Below are 18,370 nucleotides of genomic sequence, written 5' to 3' on the forward strand. Positions count from 1 at the left end.
AGGGGCGTGCGGTGACTTTTTGCGTCCGGTCCGTGACCGCGTGCTCAGAGAGCGGCGGCGCCGCGCTGCCTCAACGCCTGGTCGTACTGCTGGAGGACCCACAACTCGTTCTGTACGGAGGCGAGTTGAGCGGGGTCTCCGTGCTGGCCGAGCCGGGTCAGGGTGACCTGGATCTCGGCGACCCGGCGTTCGACCGCACGCCGCCGGACGGTGACCAACTGGGCGCCCGCGTAGGGCTCGTCGACGTTCCTGGCCCTGATGGGTTCGACGGCGAGTTCGGTGACCATCGACTTGACGGTGTCGTCGGGGACGGACTCGAGGACCTGGTGCAGGAACTCCTGGGGTTCGTGGACGCCGTACTCCACGCCGCCGGAGTCGAGGATGGCCTGGCACACGGCCGCGTACGGCGCGGCGGTGAACTCGTCGACACCGAAGGCGTCGAAGACCGGCGAGACCAGCTCGGGGCGCTGGAGCGCCAGTTTCAGCAGCTCGCGTTCGGTGATGTAGACGGGGTTGCGCAGGGTGAGGGAGGGGCCGGAGAGGCCCGGCCTCGGCGGCGCCTCCTCGTATCCGCCCTGGCGGGTGCGCGACGCCCCGGGACGCTGCCGTCCGCCGGTGCGCCTGCTGGTCGCGCCGACCCGTTCCACGACGTACTGCTCGTCGCGGATGCCGACCAGGCCCGCCAGTTGCACCGCGACTTCGCGCCGCTGCGTGACCTCCTTGATCTTGGCCACCACCGGCACCGCCTCGTCCAGCGCGGCCGCGCGGCCGCCCGGCGTGTCCAGGTCGTAGCGGTCGACGATCCGGCGCAGCGCGAACTCGAACAGCGGGACCCGCGGTTCGGTCAGGTCGGCCACCGCCTCGTCGCCCTTGGCCAGGCGCAGCTCGCACGGGTCCATGCCGTCGGGCGCGATGGCGATGTACGTCTCGGCGGCGAACTTCTGGTCGTCCTCGAAGGCGCGCAGGGCGGCCTTCTGGCCGGCCGCGTCACCGTCGAAGGTGAAGATCACCCGGGCGCTGCCGTTGTCCATCAGCAGCCGGCGCAGGATCTTGATGTGCTCGCTGCCGAAGGCCGTGCCGCAGGTGGCGATCGCGGTCGTCACCCCGGCCAGGTGGCAGGCCATGACGTCCGTGTAGCCCTCGACCACGACCGCGCGGCTGGCCTTGGCGATGCTCTGCTTGGCGAGGTCGATGCCGTACAGGACCTGGGACTTGCGGTAGATCGGGGTGTCGGGCGTGTTGAGGTACTTGGGTCCGTTGTCCGCCTCGTACAGCTTGCGGGCGCCAAAGCCGACGACCTCGCCGCCGATGTCCCGGATCGGCCACATCAGCCGCCCCCGGAACCGGTCGATGGGCCCGCGCCGCCCTTCCTGGGACAGTCCGGAGAGCACCAGTTCCTTGTCGGTGAAGCCCTTGCCGCGCAGGTAGCGGGTGAGGTGGTCCCAGCCCTGGGGGCTGTAGCCGACGCCGAAGTGGACGGCGGCGGCCTGGTCGAAGCCGCGCTCGGCGAGGAAGACGCGGCCGGCCTCGGCCTCCGGGCCGGTGGCGAGCTGTTCCGCGTACCACCCGGCGGCGATCTTGTGCGCCTCGACCAGCCGGATCCGTTCGCCGCGCTGGTGGGAGGGGTTGTAGCCGCCCTCCTCGTACCGCAGGGTGATGCCGGCCAGTCCGGCCAGCCGCTCGACGGCCTCCGAGAAGGAGAGGTGGTCGACCTTCATCACGAACGTGATGGTGTCGCCGCCCTCCTGGCAGCCGAAGCAGTGGAAGAGTCCCTTGCTCGGGCTGACCTGGAAGGACGGCGACTTCTCGTCGTGGAACGGGCAGAGTCCCTTGAGGTTCCCGCCGCCCGCGTTGCGCAGCTGGAGGTACTCGGACACGACGGCGTCGATCGGGACCGCGTCCCGTACCGCCTTCACGTCCTCGTCATTGATCCGTCCTGCCACGGGTGAATTCTACGGTCACCGGAGTGCTCCTTCGGGGCGCCGGGTGCGCCCGCGGGTGAAGGCCCTCGGAGGAACCGTGCGCGCGGCCGCGCTCCGGGCCGCGCCCGCCCGGCCGCCGGCCCCGGCGGCCGCCTAGGCGAGCGATTCCAGCGGCACCTTCGGATCGGCCAGCGCGTCCGAGTCCACCGCCGCCCGCGAGACGATCAGCTTCTGGATCGGCTCTGTGACATCCCACACGTTCACGTTCATCCCGGCCAGGACCCGGCCCTCCTTCAGCCAGAACGCGATGAACTCGCGCCTGCCCGCGTCGCCCCGGATGACGACCTCGTCGTAGGAGCCGGCCGGCGCCCAGCCGCTGTACTCCATCCCGAGGTCGTACTGGTCGGAGAAGAAGTACGGCACCCGGTCGTAGGCCGCCTCCCCGCCGAGCATCGAGCGGGCCGCCGCCGGGCCGCCGTTCAGCGCGTTGGCCCAGTGCTCGACCCGCAGCCGGGTGCCGAACAGGGTGTGCGGGAAGGAGGCCACGTCGCCGGCCGCGTAGATGTTCGGGTCGGAGGTGCGCAGCCGTTCGTCGACGACGATGCCGCCGCCGTGCTCCCGGTCGGCGATCTCCAGCCCCGCCGCCTCGGCGAGCCCGACGCGCGGCGCCGCGCCGATCGCGGCGAGCACGTCGTGCGCCGGGTGCTCCTCGCCGTCGTCGGTGCGGGCGGCGAGCACCACGCCGTCCTGGCCGACGATCTCGGTGAGCCGCACGCCGAAGCGGAACCGGACCCCGTGCTCCTGGTGCAGCTGGGCGAAGACGTTGCCCAGCTCGGGTCCGAGCACGCCGTGCAGCGGGGTCGGGCCGTGCTCGATGACGGTGACCTCGGCGCCGTACGTACGGGCCGCCGCCGCCACCTCCAGGCCGATCCAGCCCGCGCCCGCGATCACCAGGTGGCCGTTGTCGCGGCCCAGGGCGCCGAGAACGCCCTTGAGGCGCTCCGCGTGCGCCAGGCGGCGCAGGTGGTGGACGCCGGCCAGGTCGGTGCCGGGGATGTCCAGGCGGCGCGGTTCGGCGCCGGTGACCAGCAGCAGCTTGTCGTAGCGGACGATCGTGCCGTCGTCGCCGAAGCGGACGGTCCTGGCGGCGCGGTCGACGCGGTCCACGGTCTGGCCGAGGTGCAGCTCGACGTCGTGGCGGGCGTACCAGGCGGGCTCGTGCACGAAGACGCTGTCGCGCTCCTCCTTGCCGAGCAGGTAGCCCTTGGACAGCGGCGGCCGCTCGTAGGGGTGGTCGCGTTCGTCGCAGATCAGTATCACCCGGCCGGTGAAACCCTCGGCCCGGAGCGTCTCGGCCGCCTTCGCGCCGGCGAGTCCGCCACCGACGATGACGAATGTCTGGTCCGCGTCGACCACTTGAAGCCTCCTCGTAAGGGTGCCGCTACATATGCCGCCCACATGCGCCGCACTGTGAGCCTCCCGCACGCAGCGTGATGCGGGAAGAGGGAGTGCCCCCCACTGGCGCGATCATGACCCGTTCAGTCCACGGAGTGTCACAGCGGGGCGCACAATGTTCACATACGCCCCGTCAGCCTCGCATGCAGCGACCGTGCCGAGGCGTCGGTGAGCGAGGCGATCTGATCGACGATCACACGTTTGCGGCCGAGGTCGTCGCCCGCCGTGTCGAACAGCGCCCGGAACTGCGGGTCCAGGCCGTCCGGGGCGCGCCGGGTCAGCGCGTCGGCGAGTTCGGCGACGACGACCCGCTGCTCGGCGCGGATCCGCTCCTGCTCGGCGCGCTGCATGACGTAACGGTGGGCGATCGCCTTCAGCACCGCGCACTCCAGCCGGACCTCGCGCGGTACGACGAGTTCGGCGCCGTAGCGGGTGAGCCGGCCGGTGCCGTACCGCTCGCGGGTGGCGGACTCCGCGGCCAGGCAGAAACGGCCGATGAGCTGGCTGGTGGCGTCCTTGAGGCGGCCCTGGGCGACGGCGCTGCCGTCGTAGCCGTGCGGCCACCACTCCTCGTCCTGGAGCCGGTCGAGCGCGGCGTCGAGTTCGGCGGGGTCGGTGCCGGCCGGCACGTACCTGCCGACGGCGACCGCGTGGATCTCCTGCCGTTCCGGCTCCGCGTGCAGGCAGTTGGGATCGATGTGGCCGGCGTGCAGGCCGTCCTCGACGTCGTGCACCGAGTAGGCCACGTCGTCGGACCAGTCCATGACCTGCGCCTCGAAGCAGGTGCGGGTGCCCGGAGCCTCCTTGCGGACCCAGTCGAAGACCGGACGGTCGTCCTCGTACACCCCGAATTTCGGGGACGCCGGGTCGGTGGGGTGCGCGCCGCGCGGCCACGGGTACTTGGTGGCCGCGTCCAGGGCGGCCCGGGTGAGGTTGAGGCCGACGGAGCCCTCCGGGGTGAACCGTTTGGGCTCGATGCGGGTGAGCAGCCGCAGCGACTGGGCGTTGCCCTCGAAACCGCCGCAGTCGTCGGCGAACTCGTTCAGCGCCTGTTCGCCGTTGTGGCCGAAGGGCGGGTGGCCGAGGTCGTGGGAGAGGCAGGCGGCCTCGACGAGGTCGGGGTCGCACCCGAGGGCGAAGCCCAGTTCCCTGCCGACCTGGGCGCATTCGAGGGAGTGGGTGAGGCGGGTGCGGGGGCTGGCGTCCCACATCTGGCTGGTGTTGCCGGGCGTGACGACCTGGGTCTTGCCCGCGAGCCTGCGCAGCGCGGCGCTGTGCAGGACGCGGGCGCGGTCGCGCTGGAAGGCGGTGCGTCCGGGGCGCTTGTCGGGTTCGGGGGCCCAGCGGTCGGCTGACGCCGGATCGTAGGCCGAGGTGGGTGCGGGTGCGGGGACTGCCATGGTTCGACAGTACGGGTTGACGGTGACAAAACGGGGGTTGCGGGACGTCCGCCCGGCTTCCCTCCGTTCTACGCGGCCGCCGTCAGCGGTGTCGCGAGGGACCGGTCGTACCGGTGCAGGACCAGGTCCGCCATCGCCCGGTGGGCTCCCAGCGGAGCGGCGGCGAGCCGCGGGACGTGCGCCGCGCACTCCGTCGCGAACCGGCCCGGGGCCGTGAAGTAGGAGGCGAGCGCGATGGGGTGGCGGCCCCGCGCGCGCAGGGCGGCGATCGCGTCCGGGACCGTCGGGGCCGCCGCGGAGGCGTAGGCCGCGAGGACCGGGACGCCGAGGCGGGCGGCGAGCAGGCCGGCCGTGCGGCCGGTGTCGGCCGCCGCGTCGGGGTCGCGGGAACCGGCCGCCGCCAGGACCACGCCACCGGCCGGCCGTGGCCGCCAGCCCGCCTCCAGCAGCCGGTCGTGCAGGACGTCGACGAGCAGGGGGTGCGGTCCGAGCGGGGCGGCGAGGCGCGTCGCGGCGCGGGCGGCGGCCGCCGCCCGCGGGATGTCCCGCTTGACGTGGTGGCCGCGGCCGAGCAGGAGCGGCACGAGGACGGCCGGGGCGCCGCCGAGGGATGCGAGGGCGTCCGGGAGCAGGGGTTCGTTCAGTTCGATGTGGCCGAGGCGCACGGACAGGCCGGGGCGCAGCGCGCGCACCCGGTCCGCGAGCGCGCGCACGGTGGTGAGCGCGCGCGGGTCCCGGCTGCCGTGGGCCACCAGGACCAGTGCGGGCGGGCCGGGACGCGAAGGAGGGCCGGACACGGTCATGCCGAGATCCTCCCCGGGCACGGTTGCGCCCGGGTTGCCCGGCCGTCACGCGAGTTTTCGCGCGCTTCACGGCGCGGGCCGGGGCGTTGTGAGTGAACCGGAACGTCCTGGACCGCGTCCTCCAGGGTCGGAGCCCTTGCGAGGGACCGGGGGAAGCCGTGGGGCAAGCGAGGGGGACGACCGTATGAGGATCCGACGACCGCGGCTGCCGCGCACCCGTGCCGGCAGACGGCGCCTGGTGCAGGGCGTGATGGCCGGCTGCGTGCTGGCGCTGCTGCCGGTCACCTGGCTGTACGTGTCGACGGCCGGCCGGCTGCGCACGGCGGCGGACGTCCCCCGTGCCGACGTGGCGGTCGTCTTCGGCGCGGGCCTGTGGGACGGCGAGCCGTCGCCGTACCTCGCCAACCGCCTGAACGCGGCGGCGGAGTTGTACAAGGAGGGCCGTATCCGGGTGGTCCTGGTCACCGGTGACAACAGCCGTGCGGACTACGACGAGCCGGACGCGATGCGCACGTACCTGGCCGGGCACGGGGTCCCGGCCGGACGCGTCGTCACCGACTACGCGGGCTTCGACACCTGGGACTCCTGCGTCCGCGCGAAGAAGATCTTCGGCGTGGACCGGGCGGTGCTGATCAGCCAGGGCTTCCACATCCGGCGCGCGGTGGCGCTGTGCGAGGCGGCGGGAGTGGCGTCGTACGGCGTCGGGGTCGACGCCAAGCACGACGTGACCTGGTACTACGGCGGGACGCGCGAGATCCTGGCGGCGGGCAAGGCGGCCCTGGACGCGGTCTTCGAGCCCGATCCCCGGTTCCTCGGCGCGAGGGAACCGGGGGTGGCGGACGCGCTGGCCGCGGCGGACCGCCGGGCCGGTTAGAGCCTTCAGGCGCGCGGGGCGGTGTCGGCGTAGGGGACGGTGACCGGGCGCGACGGGCGTCCGGCGGTGCGCGTCCGCGCGGGCGGCTCGGGGCGGTCCTCGCCGGCGGGGCCGAGGTGTTCGAGGCCGCCGTGCGAGGTCCAGCGGCCGAGGGTGCCGGTGCGGACCATGGCGCGGCCCTCGCCGAGGAACGGATCGGGCGCGTACCGTCCGGCGTCGGACGCGTCACCGCCGACGTGCCCGGCCGGGACGCAGTCGCCGCCCGCCCACACCTCGCCGGTCTCGCCGACGGGCAGCGCCCTGCGGTCGGCGTCGAGGACGTACACGGTGGTGTTGGGCACGGGCCGGGCCGCCGGCGGCCGCCCGGCCGACGGGTCGTGGCGGGCCATGGTGCTCACGACGGCTCCCGCGGCCGGACCCCGGCAGTCGTGGACGGCGGCCCGCCGCGACCAGCGGTCCACGAGCGCCTGCGAGGGGCCCGGCTGCCCGGTGACGGCGAGGGTGCGCAGGCGCGGGCAGTCGGCGGGGTCGATGCCGGCCAGCACGGCCGGGGTGGCGATCAGGACGGTCGCGGCGGCGGCCGCGGCGGCGAGGTCGTCGTCGCCGATGACCAGGGTGGCGCCGCGGGTGAGGCAGCCGAGGATCTCCCGGGCTGCCGGACCGCCGGCGAGGTCGAGGAGTTGGGCGACCCGGTCGCCGGGCCGGACGCCGAGGCCGCCCGGTTCGGTGTGCAGCAGGCTGGTGACGTTGCGGTGGGTCACCTTCACGCCCTCGGGGCGGCCGGCGGCGAAGACGACGTGGCAGCCGTCGTCGGGGTGCGGGAGCAGGATCGGGGTGAGCCGCTGGCACGGCACCGGGTCGTCGAGGGCGATCAGCCGGTGGCCGTCGGGGAGCGGGATGCGCGGGAGGTGTTCCCTGTGCGTGAGGACCACCCGGGTCCGGGCGGTCCGCGCGACCTGGCGGAGCCGGTCCGGGGAGGCCCGGCCGACGTCCTGCGGGACGTAGGCGGCGCCCGCCTTGAGGACGGCGAGCAGGCCGACCAGCATCGGGACGGACCGGCGGGCGAAGAGTCCGACGTGGTCGCCTGGCCGGACGCCCTCCCGGACCAGGTGCGCGGCGAGGGCACCGGCGTAGCGGTCGAGTTCGCCGTAGGTGAGGGTCGCGCCGTGGTGTTCGGCGGCGACCGCGTGCGGGTGCACGATCGCGTGCCGTTCGACCGCGCGGTGCACGAGCGGTTCGTGGACGGGAACGCTGGGGCCGCGGCCGTACTGCCAGAAGAGGTGCTGGTCGCGTGGGGCGAGGTGGCGCAGAGGCATGGCTCGGAGACCTCCTGGCTGCATGCGTGTACGTGGGGGGGAGGCCGGGGCCGGGTGCGGCGGGGCCCGGACCGGGCCGTCGGGCGTGCTGCGCGAACAGGTGCACGACTGTAGCCCGGCCCGTCGACGTCACAACGGTGACCGACCGGCCAACCCCGACACGGATCAAGCCACTTGGTCCTCACCGGACCGCCGAATCCGGTCGGGGCGGGGCGGGCCGGAGCCGGTCAGGTGGCTGCCTGGCCCGGCAGACCGCGGGTCGACCAGTCGCCGCCCTCGATTCGGCGGCCGTCCGCCCGCAGTCCGGCGGCGACGGCGGCTCCCGCCAGGTAGACCCAGGCCCGGACGGCCACCCCGTCCCGCCGCCGGACCACGTCCCGCTCCACGCGCACGTACAGGCTGCGCGGGTCGCCGGCCGCGTACTCCTCCAACTCGTCGAGTTCCAGGAGGAGTCGGCCGTAACCCTCCGCAGGGGCGGTGACCAGGTCACCGTGCACCGAACCGCCGGGCTCCTCGACGGCCCAGGGGTAGCCGGGTCCGTCGTAGAGCACCGCGTCCGGGAGCCGGCCGGGCTCCTCGGACTCGGTCCGTCCCCGCAGGAACCGGTCATGGTTCGGCTCGCCGGGGCGGAGCGTGCCGTAGACGAAGAACGGGAGGTGGCGGGGGTCGGGGGTGGTCACAGAAAGGATTCTCCATCCCCTCCACCCCCACACACATCTCCATGGAGGCGCTATGGACATGAGTTGTCATGGCCTCTTAAATCGCTGTCGTCATCAGCGCCACCCCCACGCCTTCGAGGCGCCTCCCCAAGGAGACTGATGAGCCGGACACCGAACACCCGCGTTTCCCGTCTCACCACGGCCGGCATCGCCGCCACCACCGCGACCCTGCTGGCCGCCGCGCTCTCCCCCGCCGCCCACGCCGACGCGCGGCCGACCCGGGCCACCGCGATCGACAACGCGGCGCAGGCGCTCGTCCACCACGCCGGCACCCTCGGACTCACCTCCGCCGAGGGCACCCGGGTCCGGGACGTGATCGTCGACAGGAACGGCGCCCAGCACGTCCGGTACGACCGGACCTACCGTCAGCTCCCGGTCCTCGGCGGCGACTTCGTCGTCCACCTCAAGGCGGACGGCGCCTACCGCGGCGCCGACCGGGCGACCCGCGGCGCGATATCCCTCTCCTCGACCGTCCCGGACATATCCGCCCCGAAGGCCGCCGACCTCGCGGTGAACGCGCTGCGCGCGGCCAACCTCGGCGACGCGCTGAAGCAGGTGAAGGCCAGACCCGAGCTGGTCGTCGACGCCCTGCACGGCACCCCGAAGCTGGCCTGGCGCACGAACGCGGTCGGCAAGGACTCGCTCGGCAACCCGGTCGCCCGCACGGTGCTGACCAACGCCCGTACCGGCGCCCAGATCGACGCCTGGGACAGCATCGAGACGGCGACGGGCGACGGCGCCTCGCTGTACAGCGGCACGGTCCCGCTCCAGACGACGCAGTCCGGCTCGTCGTACAACCTCACGGACCCCACCCGCGGCAACACGTACACGGGTGACGCGGCCAACAAGACGGACCTGTGCATCTTCGGCATCTGCATCGTCCGGGCGCCGTCGACGGTGTTCACGGACGCCGACAACCACTGGGGCACCGGGGCGGCCTCGGACCGCGCCTCGGCGGCCGTCGACGCCCAGTACGGCACCAACGAGACCTGGGACTACTACAAGAACGTCCACGGCCGCAACGGCATCGCGGGCGACGGCAAGGGCTCGTACAACCGCGTCCACTACGGCAACAGCTACAACAACGCCTTCTGGGACGACAGTTGCTTCTGCATGACCTACGGCGACGGTGACGGGACCACCTTCGGTCCGCTGGTCGCCCTGGACGTGGCGGGCCACGAGATGACCCACGGCGTCACCTCCAAGACCGCTGCGCTGACCTACTCCGGCGAGTCCGGCGGCCTGAACGAGGCGACCTCCGACATCCTGGGCACCCTGGTCGAGTGGTACGCGAACAACCCCTCCGACCCCGGCGACTACCTGATCGGCGAGAAGATCGTCCGTCCCGGCTTCGGCAAGGCGGCCCTGCGCTTCATGGACAAGCCGTCGAAGGACGGGAGTTCGGCGGACTACTGGAGCTCGTCGGTGGGCAACCTGGACGTCCACTACTCCTCCGGCGTCGCCAACCACTTCGCCTACCTGCTGGCGGAGGGCAGCGGCCCGAAGACCGTCAACGGCGTCAGCTACGACTCGCCGACGTACAACGGCTCCACGGTCACCGGCATCGGCCACGACAAGCTGGGCGCGATCTGGTACCGCGCGCTGACGGTCTACATGACGTCCTCGACCAACTACGCGGGCGCCCGGACGGCGACCCTCAACGCGGCGAAGGACCTGTACGGCGCGGGCAGCACCGAGTACAACGCGGTGGCGGCGGCCTGGAGCGCCGTGAACGTCAACTGAGCGGCGGCGGCCCGCCGACCCGAGGAGACCGCCCCGGCCCACCGGCCGGGGCGGCAAAAGGGAGACATCGCCATTCGGAATTCACCGGACCTGTCCGTTGCGGGCATTTCCCGGGTGGATTCCATGGTGATGCCGTGCAGTGATGTGCGGTTCCGGTGACGGCGTGCGCAATTCCCGAACTCCGCCCCCGTGACGAGCACTTGCGGCAATTCTCCGCGTGCACTAACTAGATGAGTCATGAACTTGTTCAGCCGCCCCCACCCGTCCCGCCGCACCCCCACGGTCCCCCCGAGCCCGGCGGCGGCCCCCGCCTCCTCCGGCTCGGCCCCGGTCCTTCTCGACCCCGCTCTCGCCGCCCTCACCGGCGAGTGGATCATCGACCCGGCGCACAGCAGAATCGGTTTCTCGGTCCGGCACGCGATGGTGACGACCGTCCGCGGATCCTTCACCGAGTACAAGAGCCGCCTCTACTTCGACGGCCGCGACCCCTCCCGGTCCCAGGCGGAGATCATCCTGTCCACGGGGAGCGTCGACACGGGCGTGGAGCAGCGGGACGCCCACCTGGTCGGCCGTGACTTCCTGGACGCCGCGACCCATCCGCGGATGCGTTTCCAGAGCACGGCGGTCCACCTCAAGTCCCCCGACGTGTACGTCATGACGGGCGACCTGACCATCAGGAGCACGACCCGCCCGGTGGACCTGGAACTCACGTACATAGGTAACGTCACGGACCCGTTCGGCTACGAGCGCGTCGGCTTCGACGGCACCACCACCATCAACCGCATGGACTGGGGCCTTTCCTACAACTCCCGCCTGGCGGAGGGCGGCGCGATGGTCAGCGAGACGGTGCGCCTGCAGTTCGACATCGCGGCGATCCGGTCGACACCGTAGGGAGGCTGACGGCCAGGGACGGAGACGCGGCGGATACGGCGGGCACCGTCCCTCAAAGAGGGCGAGGAGTCCCGGCCGAAACCGTGAGCCGCCGAAACCGGACGGGCCGAAACCGCCGCGGTCGAATCCCCCGCGGCCGAATTCCGTCGAGGCCGAATTCCACGAGGGGCCGAAACCTCCGAGGCGGAAACCACCGAGCGGAAATCGGCGCCGCCCGATCCGTCGGTGCCGGAACCGTCCCGGCCCGATCCCGCACCCCCGAATCCCGCACCCTCGAATCCCGCACCCCCGAATCCCGCACCACGGACCCCGGTGCCGTTCGGGGTGCGGCTTCGGTCACCCGTTCACTCCCCACGGGGGCCCGCCGTTCGTGTGCTTTTCATACTAGAGCCCTCGCACCCCCCTTGACCTGCCAGAACTCCCACACAACCGCCGCCCGGCCCCCTCCCCGTGACACCCATTCATCCCACACCTGACGGAATCTCAGGGAGCGCGTCCGGCCCGCCTGCTTTTACCTCGGAAGAGCAAGGAAGTGGGACGAGTTCGACGAGGGAGCACCATGCGACGCACTGTCCGTCCGCTGACCGGGGCCGCGCTCGCCGTGGCCGCGGCCGGTCTCGCCGCCGCGCCGGCGTACGGCGGCAGTACCGGCGGCCTGGACGTCTACCCGTCGACCACGGCGCCGGGCGCCGTGGTCTCCGCGAACACCGCGGCTTGCGGGAAGGAGTCGTCGGCGGTCGGCGACGCCGGCTCGGTGGGCGCCGGGACGTTCACGCTCGCGCCCAGCGCCCACGAGGGCGAGGCGATCGGCCAGTTCCAGGTGCCGGCCGGCGCGCAGCCGGGGACGTACGAGATCGTCGCGAAGTGCGCCGACGGGCACCGGCAGGTGACCGGTGACCTGACGGTGGCACTGACGACCGCCGGCGGGCAGATCCAGCCGCACGGCAGTGTGAAGACGGGGGTCGGCGCCCTGGGCACCGACCCCGTGCAGACCGCGGCGGGTGTGACGGCTCTGGCCGTCGCCGCCGCGGGCGGTACCTGGCTCCTGCATCGCCGGGCGAGAGGCGACGGGATCTGACGGACACCCTCCGCTGTCCGTCCGCCGGTACCGCACATCCCACCCCCTCCGGGTCCGACGCCCCTCGCGGCCCGGAGGGGGTAGGGGGTCAGGTCGCTTCCGTGAGGCCCTCTCCCCCGCGTCTGAAGGTCCAGCCTCCGGCAAAGGGGTTCGCATGCGCAGGATAGGGGACACCGCGATAGCCGCCGTGACCGTCGTGGCGCTCGGTTCGGGCGTCTGGCTGCTCGGCCCCTTCTCCGGCCCGCACACCGCGCCGCCCCAGCCCTCCGCCGCCGAGGGCCGCCCCGATCCCGGCGAGGAACGCCTCGGGGCCCCCGCGCTGCCCCCGTCCCCGCCCACCCGCATCCGCATCCCCGCGATCCGGGTGAACGCGCCCCTCATGGGCCTCGCCCTCACCGCCGCGGGCAGCCTCGACGTCCCGCCGGCCGCGGACAAGAACCTCGCCGGCTGGTACGAGTCGGGCACCGCGCCCGGCGAGAGCGGCACCGCGATCGTCGCCGGGCACGTGGACAACACCGAGGGCCCCGCCGTCTTCTACGACCTCGGGGCCCTCAAGCGCGGCGCCACCATCGAGGTGGACCGCCAGGACAGGTCCGTGGCCGTCTTCACGGTCGACGCGGTCGAGGTCTACCAGGCCCGCGACTTCCCCGACGAGAAGGTCTACGGAGCCGCGCCGCGTCCGGAACTCAGGGTCATCACCTGCGGCGGCGGCTACTCCCGGACCACCGGCTACCAGGGCAACGTCGTCGTCTTCGCCCACCTGACGGCGAGCCGCTGACCCCTCACATCCCGCGCCGACCCCCGGGGAGGGCAGCGTTCCGCACGGGAAACAGCGGGGATGCGGCCGGGTAACGTCGGCGCCGCACGCTCCCGGACATGACCTCGACCACGCGTGCGGCGGTGACCGGCGGCGACGCCCGGACCCGCCCCGGCCACGACACCGTACCCGGCGCGTCCGCGCACGCCGGAGGCTCCCGATGACCGCCGCCCCGAAGACCGCGCCCACCCTCGTGCTCGTTGGTCACGGCATGGTCGGCCAGCGCTTCCTGGAGGAGCTGGCCGAGCGCGGCCTGACCGCCACGCACCGCGTGGTCGTGCTGTGCGAGGAACCCCGTCCCGCCTACGACCGGGTCGCCCTCACGTCGTACTTCACCGGCACGTCCGTCGACGAACTCTCCCTGACCGACCAGGCGTTCATCGACACGCACGGCATCGAGCTGTGCCTCGGCGACCCGGCGGTCGCCGTCGACCGCGCGGCACGGCGGGTGACGGCCAGGTCCGGGCGGGTCCTCGGCTACGACACGCTCGTCCTGGCCACCGGCTCGTACCCGTTCGTGCCGCCCGTCCCGGGCGCCGACGCCGAGGGCTGCTTCGTCTACCGCACGATCGAGGACCTGCTGGCGATCGAGGCGTACGCGACGAACGGGGCGGCCGTGGGCGCCGTGGTCGGCGGCGGCCTGCTCGGGCTGGAGGCGGCGGGCGCGCTGCAGGGGCTCGGGCTCGCCACGCACGTCGTGGAGTTCGCGCCCCGGCTGATGCCGGCTCAGGTGGACGCGGGCGGCGGCGCGGCCCTGCTGCGCGCCGTCCAGGAGAAGGGCCTGAGCGTGCGCACGGGAGTGGGCACCGAGGAGATCATGACGGGCCCCTCGGGTGCCGTCACCGGTATGAGGCTGTCGGACGGCAGCGAACTCGCCGCCGACATGGTGGTGTTCAGCGCCGGGGTCCGTCCGCGCGACCGGCTCGCCCGGGACTGCGGCCTGTCCGTCGGCGAGCGCGGCGGCATCGCCGTCGACGAGCAGGGCCGTACGGTGGACGACCCGCGCGTGTTCGCGATCGGCGAGTGCGCGCTGGCGGCAGACGGCCGGGTGTACGGACTGGTGGCACCGGGGTACGCGCAGGCGGCGACGGCGGCGGCCGCCATCGCGCGGGAGGAGTCGGCCTTCACCGGCGCCGACCTGTCCACCCGGCTGAAGCTGCTCGGCGTCGACGTGGCCTCCTTCGGCGACGCGCACGGGACGGCCGAGGGCTGCCTGGACGTCGTCTACTCCGATGCCCGTTCGGGCCTGTACAAGAAGCTGGTGGTCGGCCGGGACGGCACGCTGCTCGGCGGCGTCCTGGTCGGCGACGCGGAGGCGTACGGGACCCTGAAGGCCTTCACCGGTTCGGTGCCGCCGGTCCCGCCCGAGTCGCTGGTGCTGCCGCCCGGGGCGCCCGGCGGCGCCCGCCTCGGGCCGTCCGCGCTCCCGGACGAGGCGGTGGTCTGCTCCTGCCACAACGTCACCAAGGGCGCGGTCCGCGCCGCGGTGACCGGGCACGCCCGCACCACCGTGGCGGAGGTCGGCGGGTGCACCAAGGCCGGTACCGGCTGCGGCAGTTGCGTCAAGGTTCTCGGCCGGCTGGTCGCGGACGAGCTGGCGGCGGCCGGCGTACGGGCCGACACCGGCCTGTGCGGCTGCTTCGCGCGGACCAGGCAGGAGCTGTACGAGATCGTCCTCGCGCTGCGCCTCACCGGCTACCGGCAGTTGCTCGACCGGTTCGGCCGCGAGGAGGCCCGGGGCGGGGACGGCTGCGACGTCTGCAAGCCGGTGGTGGCCTCGGTCATCGCCTCCCTCGCCCCGACGATCGGCGCGAGCGGCTACGTGCTGGACGGTGAGCAGGCGGCGCTCCAGGACAGCAACGACCACTTCCTCGCCAACCTCCAGAAGAACGGCTCGTACTCGGTCGTCCCGCGCATCCCCGGCGGTGAGATCACCCCCGAGGGCCTGATCGTGATCGGCGGGATCGCCCGCGACTTCGGCCTCTACACGAAGATCACCGGCGGCCAGCGGATCGACATGTTCGGCGCGCGGGTGGAACACCTTCCGCTGATCTGGCGGCGACTGGTGGACGCGGGCTTCGAGTCCGGTCACGCGTACGGCAAGGCGCTGCGCACGGTGAAGTCGTGCGTCGGGCAGACCTGGTGCCGGTACGGCGTGCAGGACTCGGTCCGGATGGCGATCGGCCTGGAGCTGCGCTACCGGGGCCTGCGGTCGCCGCACAAGCTCAAGTCGGCGGTGTCCGGCTGCGCGCGGGAGTGCGCGGAGGCCCGGTCGAAGGACTTCGGCGTCATCGCGACCGCGAGCGGCTGGAACCTGTACGTCGGCGGCAACGGCGGTGCCGCTCCACGCCACGCGGACCTGCTCGCCCGGGACCTGACCGACGCCGGGCTGGTCCGGCTGATCGACCGCTTCCTGATGTTCTACATCCGCACCGCGGACCGCCTGGAGCGCACGTCGGCGTGGCTGGAGCGGATCCCGGGCGGCCTCGACCACGTACGGGAGGTGGTGGTCGAGGACTCCCTCGGGATCGGCGGGGAACTGGAGTCGCTGATGGCGGCACACGTGGCCCACTACGCCGACGAGTGGGCGTCGACGCTCGCCGACCCCGACAGGCTCGCCCGGTTCGTGTCCTTCGTCAACGCGCCCGGCACGCCCGATCCGGTCGTCGGCTTCGTGCCCGAGCGCGGCCAGATCAAGCCCGACCTGCCCCTGCTGTCGATCGGCCTGCGTCCCGCGCCGGACGTCCTGGAAGGAAGCGCCCCGCGATGACCGTGACCCTCGGCACCACCGACCCGACGGTCCAGCTCCGCCTGGACGACGGCTGGTTCACGGTCTGCGGCCTGGGCCGGCTGACCCCGGGGCGCGGCGTGGCCGCGCTGCTGCCGGACGGCCGCCAGGCCGCCGTGTTCCGGGACCGCGCGGACCGCCTCTTCGCCATCGACAACCGCGACCCGTTCGGCGGCGCGGCCGTCCTCTCCCGCGGTCTGACCGGCACCCACCGGGGCCGCCCCTTCGTCGCCTCGCCGCTGCTCAGACAGCGCTTCGACCTGGCCACCGGCCGGTGCCTGGACGACGGGACGGTACGGGTGACCGCCTACGCGGTAAGGACGGTCGCCGCGGGGCCTGCGGGGGCCGTCGTACCGGAACAGGCGATACTTGACTGATCGTTCCTGCGCGCGGGCGAGACGGAGGGGGACCACGCGGAGCGGGTCCGTGCCACCCTGCCCCTGGGCCGGGTCTCCACCACCGAGGAGATCGCGGCGGCCGTGCTGTACCTGGCCTCGGACGACGCCGCGGCGACGGTCGGCACCGACCTGGTGGTGGACGGCGGCGGCTCGCTGTAGCCCTCTCGGCCGGCGCCCGCCTCTCAGATCTCCTTCAGGGCCGTCGCGGTGGAGACCCCGGTGAGCCGCTCCGAGGCCTCCCACAGGCGTCGCGCCATGGTGTCGTCGCGGGTCCAGGGCGCCCGCCAGGACGGGGCCGGGCCGCCGCGCCACATGGCGAGCGAGGGCCCGGTGAAGGAGTCGGGCCGCACGCCGGGCGCGGTGGCCGCGTACAGCGTGGGCAGCGCGCCCGCCTCGGCGGACTGGGCGAAGACCGCGTTCGCGGCGGTCATCGCCCGTTCGGCCCCGCGCCGCCCTTCGGCACGCGGCCCGGCGGTCTGCAGGTTGGTCGCCGCGTACCCGGGATGCGCGGCCGCCGCGACGAGGTCGCCGCCGTGCGCGTCGACGCGCCGGGCCAGCTCGTGGACGAAGAGCAGGTTGGCGCTCTTGGACCGCGCGTAGGCGACCCAGCGCCGGTACCGGCGGGTGCCGCCGAGGTCGTCGAGGTCGATGTTGGCGACGACGTGCATCATGCTGGAGACGGTGACGACCCGGGCGGCCGGAGTGGCCAGCAGGACGGGCAGGAGCAGCCCGGTGAGCGCGAAGTGCCCGAGGTGGTTGACCCCGAACTGGGTCTCGAACCCGTCCGCGGTGATCCCCCGCGGCGGCGCCATCAACCCGGCGTTGTTGACCAGGAGATCGAGCCGGGCGTACGGGAACGAGGCCGCGAAGTCCCGTACCGAGGACAGGTCCGCGAGGTCGAGGCGCCCGAACTCAAGGTACGCGTCGGGTACTTCGGCGGCCATCCGGTCCCCGGCCTCCTGCCCCCGCGCCTCGCTCCGGCAGGCCAGCACGACCCGCGCACCCTTGCGGGCCAGCTCGCGCGCCGTGACGTACCCGAGCCCGCTGTTGGCCCCGGTCACGACGGCGACCCGGCCGGCGAGATCCGGGACGTCGCCGCTGCTCCAGCCGCTGCGCATGAGGACGCCCTCCACAGACGAAATCCGTGCCACGGCCAGCCTACGAGCCTCCGCCGCCCCGGGAGGACGGACACGCGGCCGTACTGCGGCACGTAGGGTGCCGGGGTGATCGGCATTCCGGAGGGGCTGGCGCGCGGCACCGTCGACCGCGAGGGCGAGCCCGGGGCGGCGTGGATCGCCGGGCTCCCCGCGATCGTCGAGGACCTGCTGGAGCGATGGGAGTGCGTACCCGACGGCGAGGTGACGCACGGGGGCGTGGGAGTGGTCGTCCCGGTGCGGCGGCCTTCGGACGCCGGACGGTTCGTCCTCAAGGTGTCCTTCCCGCACCCGGGCAACGTCCACGAACCGGACGCGTTCGAGGCGTGGGAGGGCCGCGGAGCCGTTCTCCTGCACCGGCGGGACGACGCCCGTTTCGCCCTCCTGCTGGAACGGGCCCACATGTCGACGCTGGCGACCCTGCGGCCCGACGACGAGACGGTGGTGCGCGTCGCGGGCCGCCTGAACCACCGCCTGGCCGTCCCCGCTCCCGCGGGCCTGCCGCGGCTCCGGGACCGGGTCGGCACCTGGGTGTCGGAACTGCGCAGGGACGCCGCGCACCTGGCGCACGGGCTACCGTCCCGCGTGGTGGACGCGGCCGTCGCCACCGCCCGTGACCTGGGCAGCGACCAGCCCGACACGCTCGTCCACGGCGACCTGCACGCACGGAACATCCTGCGGGCGGACCGGGAACCGTGGCTGGCGGTCGACCCGAAGGGCTGGGCGGGGGATCCGGCGTACGACGGCGGCACGCTGCTCAAGTCCCGCGCGCTGTCCCTGATGGGAGCCGACGACCTGACCAGGACGGTCGACCGCCTCCTGGACGTCTTCGCGGAGGCCGCGCACCTCGACCGCGAACGCGTGCGGCGCTGGGCGCAGTTCCACGCCGTCCAGGCGTCGTTCCACGGCCGCCGGCACGGCTTCCGCGTCGCACGCGGCGGCCCTCGGCTGGACCGCGTCACGCGGTTCGCCGACGCCTTGGCGACATCGCTGACCGGCTAGGCGCCCCGGT

General features: G+C 73.5%; 15 protein-coding genes and 1 pseudogene. 9 read left to right on the forward strand and 7 right to left on the reverse strand.

Annotated elements, in window-relative coordinates:
• Nucleotides 1–44: 44 nt before the first annotated feature.
• From dnaG to ACIRQ9_RS12470, 4 genes are all read right to left on the reverse strand, one after another.
• Nucleotides 45–1,943 (reverse strand): DNA primase, encoded by a 1,899-nt coding sequence (dnaG, locus tag ACIRQ9_RS12455; RefSeq protein ID WP_404170601.1) that lies wholly within the window; start codon nucleotides 1,941–1,943, stop codon nucleotides 45–47.
• A gap of 132 nt (nucleotides 1,944–2,075) precedes the next feature.
• Nucleotides 2,076–3,338 (reverse strand): NAD(P)/FAD-dependent oxidoreductase, encoded by a 1,263-nt coding sequence (locus ACIRQ9_RS12460; protein WP_404170604.1) that lies wholly within the window; start codon nucleotides 3,336–3,338, stop codon nucleotides 2,076–2,078.
• 158 nt (nucleotides 3,339–3,496) lie between these two features.
• Nucleotides 3,497–4,777 (reverse strand): deoxyguanosinetriphosphate triphosphohydrolase, encoded by a 1,281-nt coding sequence (locus ACIRQ9_RS12465; protein ID WP_404170607.1) that lies wholly within the window; start codon nucleotides 4,775–4,777, stop codon nucleotides 3,497–3,499.
• A gap of 68 nt (nucleotides 4,778–4,845) precedes the next feature.
• Nucleotides 4,846–5,580: a sirohydrochlorin chelatase gene (locus ACIRQ9_RS12470; protein ID WP_404170610.1), complete on the reverse strand. Its 735-nt coding sequence runs from the start codon at nucleotides 5,578–5,580 to the stop codon at nucleotides 4,846–4,848.
• Between the two features lie 184 nt (nucleotides 5,581–5,764).
• Here ACIRQ9_RS12470 and ACIRQ9_RS12475 point away from each other — a divergent pair, with 184 nt between their 5' ends.
• Nucleotides 5,765–6,454 carry a vancomycin high temperature exclusion protein gene (locus tag ACIRQ9_RS12475; RefSeq protein WP_404170613.1) on the forward strand — a complete coding sequence of 230 codons (690 nt, stop codon included), beginning with the start codon at nucleotides 5,765–5,767 and terminating at the stop codon, nucleotides 6,452–6,454.
• A 5-nt stretch (nucleotides 6,455–6,459) separates the two neighbouring features.
• Here ACIRQ9_RS12475 and ACIRQ9_RS12480 read toward each other — a convergent pair whose 3' ends face one another.
• Together ACIRQ9_RS12480 and ACIRQ9_RS12485 are read right to left on the reverse strand one after the other, a co-directional pair.
• On the reverse strand, nucleotides 6,460–7,770 hold the full coding sequence (locus ACIRQ9_RS12480; protein ID WP_404170616.1) for an AMP-binding protein: 1,311 nt from the start codon (nucleotides 7,768–7,770) through the stop codon (nucleotides 6,460–6,462).
• Between the two features lie 227 nt (nucleotides 7,771–7,997).
• Nucleotides 7,998–8,450, reverse strand: coding sequence for a gamma-glutamylcyclotransferase family protein (locus ACIRQ9_RS12485; protein ID WP_404170619.1), 453 nt, complete (start codon nucleotides 8,448–8,450; stop codon nucleotides 7,998–8,000).
• Between the two features lie 138 nt (nucleotides 8,451–8,588).
• On the opposite strand from ACIRQ9_RS12485, the gene ACIRQ9_RS12490 reads away from it, so the two are divergent.
• The 7 genes and pseudogenes from ACIRQ9_RS12490 to ACIRQ9_RS12520 form a co-directional block, all read left to right on the forward strand.
• Entirely contained in the window at nucleotides 8,589–10,232 is a 1,644-nt protein-coding gene (locus ACIRQ9_RS12490) for a M4 family metallopeptidase (protein WP_404170622.1), read from the forward strand.
• A gap of 237 nt (nucleotides 10,233–10,469) precedes the next feature.
• Nucleotides 10,470–11,123, forward strand: a complete 654-nt coding sequence (locus ACIRQ9_RS12495; protein ID WP_404170625.1) for a YceI family protein — start codon at nucleotides 10,470–10,472, stop codon at nucleotides 11,121–11,123.
• Between the two features lie 559 nt (nucleotides 11,124–11,682).
• Entirely contained in the window at nucleotides 11,683–12,201 is a 519-nt protein-coding gene (locus ACIRQ9_RS12500; protein WP_404170628.1) for a hypothetical protein, read from the forward strand.
• 154 nt (nucleotides 12,202–12,355) lie between these two features.
• Nucleotides 12,356–12,979, forward strand: coding sequence for a class F sortase (locus ACIRQ9_RS12505; protein WP_404170631.1), 624 nt, complete (start codon nucleotides 12,356–12,358; stop codon nucleotides 12,977–12,979).
• Between the two features lie 199 nt (nucleotides 12,980–13,178).
• Nucleotides 13,179–15,788: a nitrite reductase large subunit NirB gene (gene nirB / locus ACIRQ9_RS12510; RefSeq protein ID WP_404170634.1), complete on the forward strand. Its 2,610-nt coding sequence runs from the start codon at nucleotides 13,179–13,181 to the stop codon at nucleotides 15,786–15,788.
• Nucleotides 15,785–16,183 (forward strand): nitrite reductase small subunit NirD, encoded by a 399-nt coding sequence (gene nirD / locus ACIRQ9_RS12515; RefSeq protein ID WP_404170637.1) that lies wholly within the window; start codon nucleotides 15,785–15,787, stop codon nucleotides 16,181–16,183. The genes nirB and nirD overlap by 4 nt, the downstream gene beginning before the upstream one ends.
• A gap of 6 nt (nucleotides 16,184–16,189) precedes the next feature.
• A pseudogene (locus ACIRQ9_RS12520) lies at nucleotides 16,190–16,363 on the forward strand (SDR family oxidoreductase); the annotation flags it as partial.
• A 23-nt stretch (nucleotides 16,364–16,386) separates the two neighbouring features.
• On the opposite strand, the gene ACIRQ9_RS12525 reads toward ACIRQ9_RS12520, so the two are convergent.
• On the reverse strand, nucleotides 16,387–17,322 hold the full coding sequence (locus ACIRQ9_RS12525; protein ID WP_404170922.1) for an oxidoreductase: 936 nt from the start codon (nucleotides 17,320–17,322) through the stop codon (nucleotides 16,387–16,389).
• A gap of 105 nt (nucleotides 17,323–17,427) precedes the next feature.
• Between ACIRQ9_RS12525 and ACIRQ9_RS12530 the strand changes: the two genes are divergently transcribed.
• A complete protein-coding gene (locus ACIRQ9_RS12530) occupies nucleotides 17,428–18,360 on the forward strand; it encodes an aminoglycoside phosphotransferase family protein (RefSeq protein ID WP_404170640.1) in 933 nt (310 codons plus the stop codon).
• The last annotated feature ends 10 nt before the right edge of the window (nucleotides 18,361–18,370 follow it).

Origin of the sequence: Streptomyces sp. NPDC101237 (assembly GCF_044767465.1) — a bacterium.
Lineage (GTDB): Bacteria > Actinomycetota > Actinomycetes > Streptomycetales > Streptomycetaceae > Streptomyces > Streptomyces gramineus.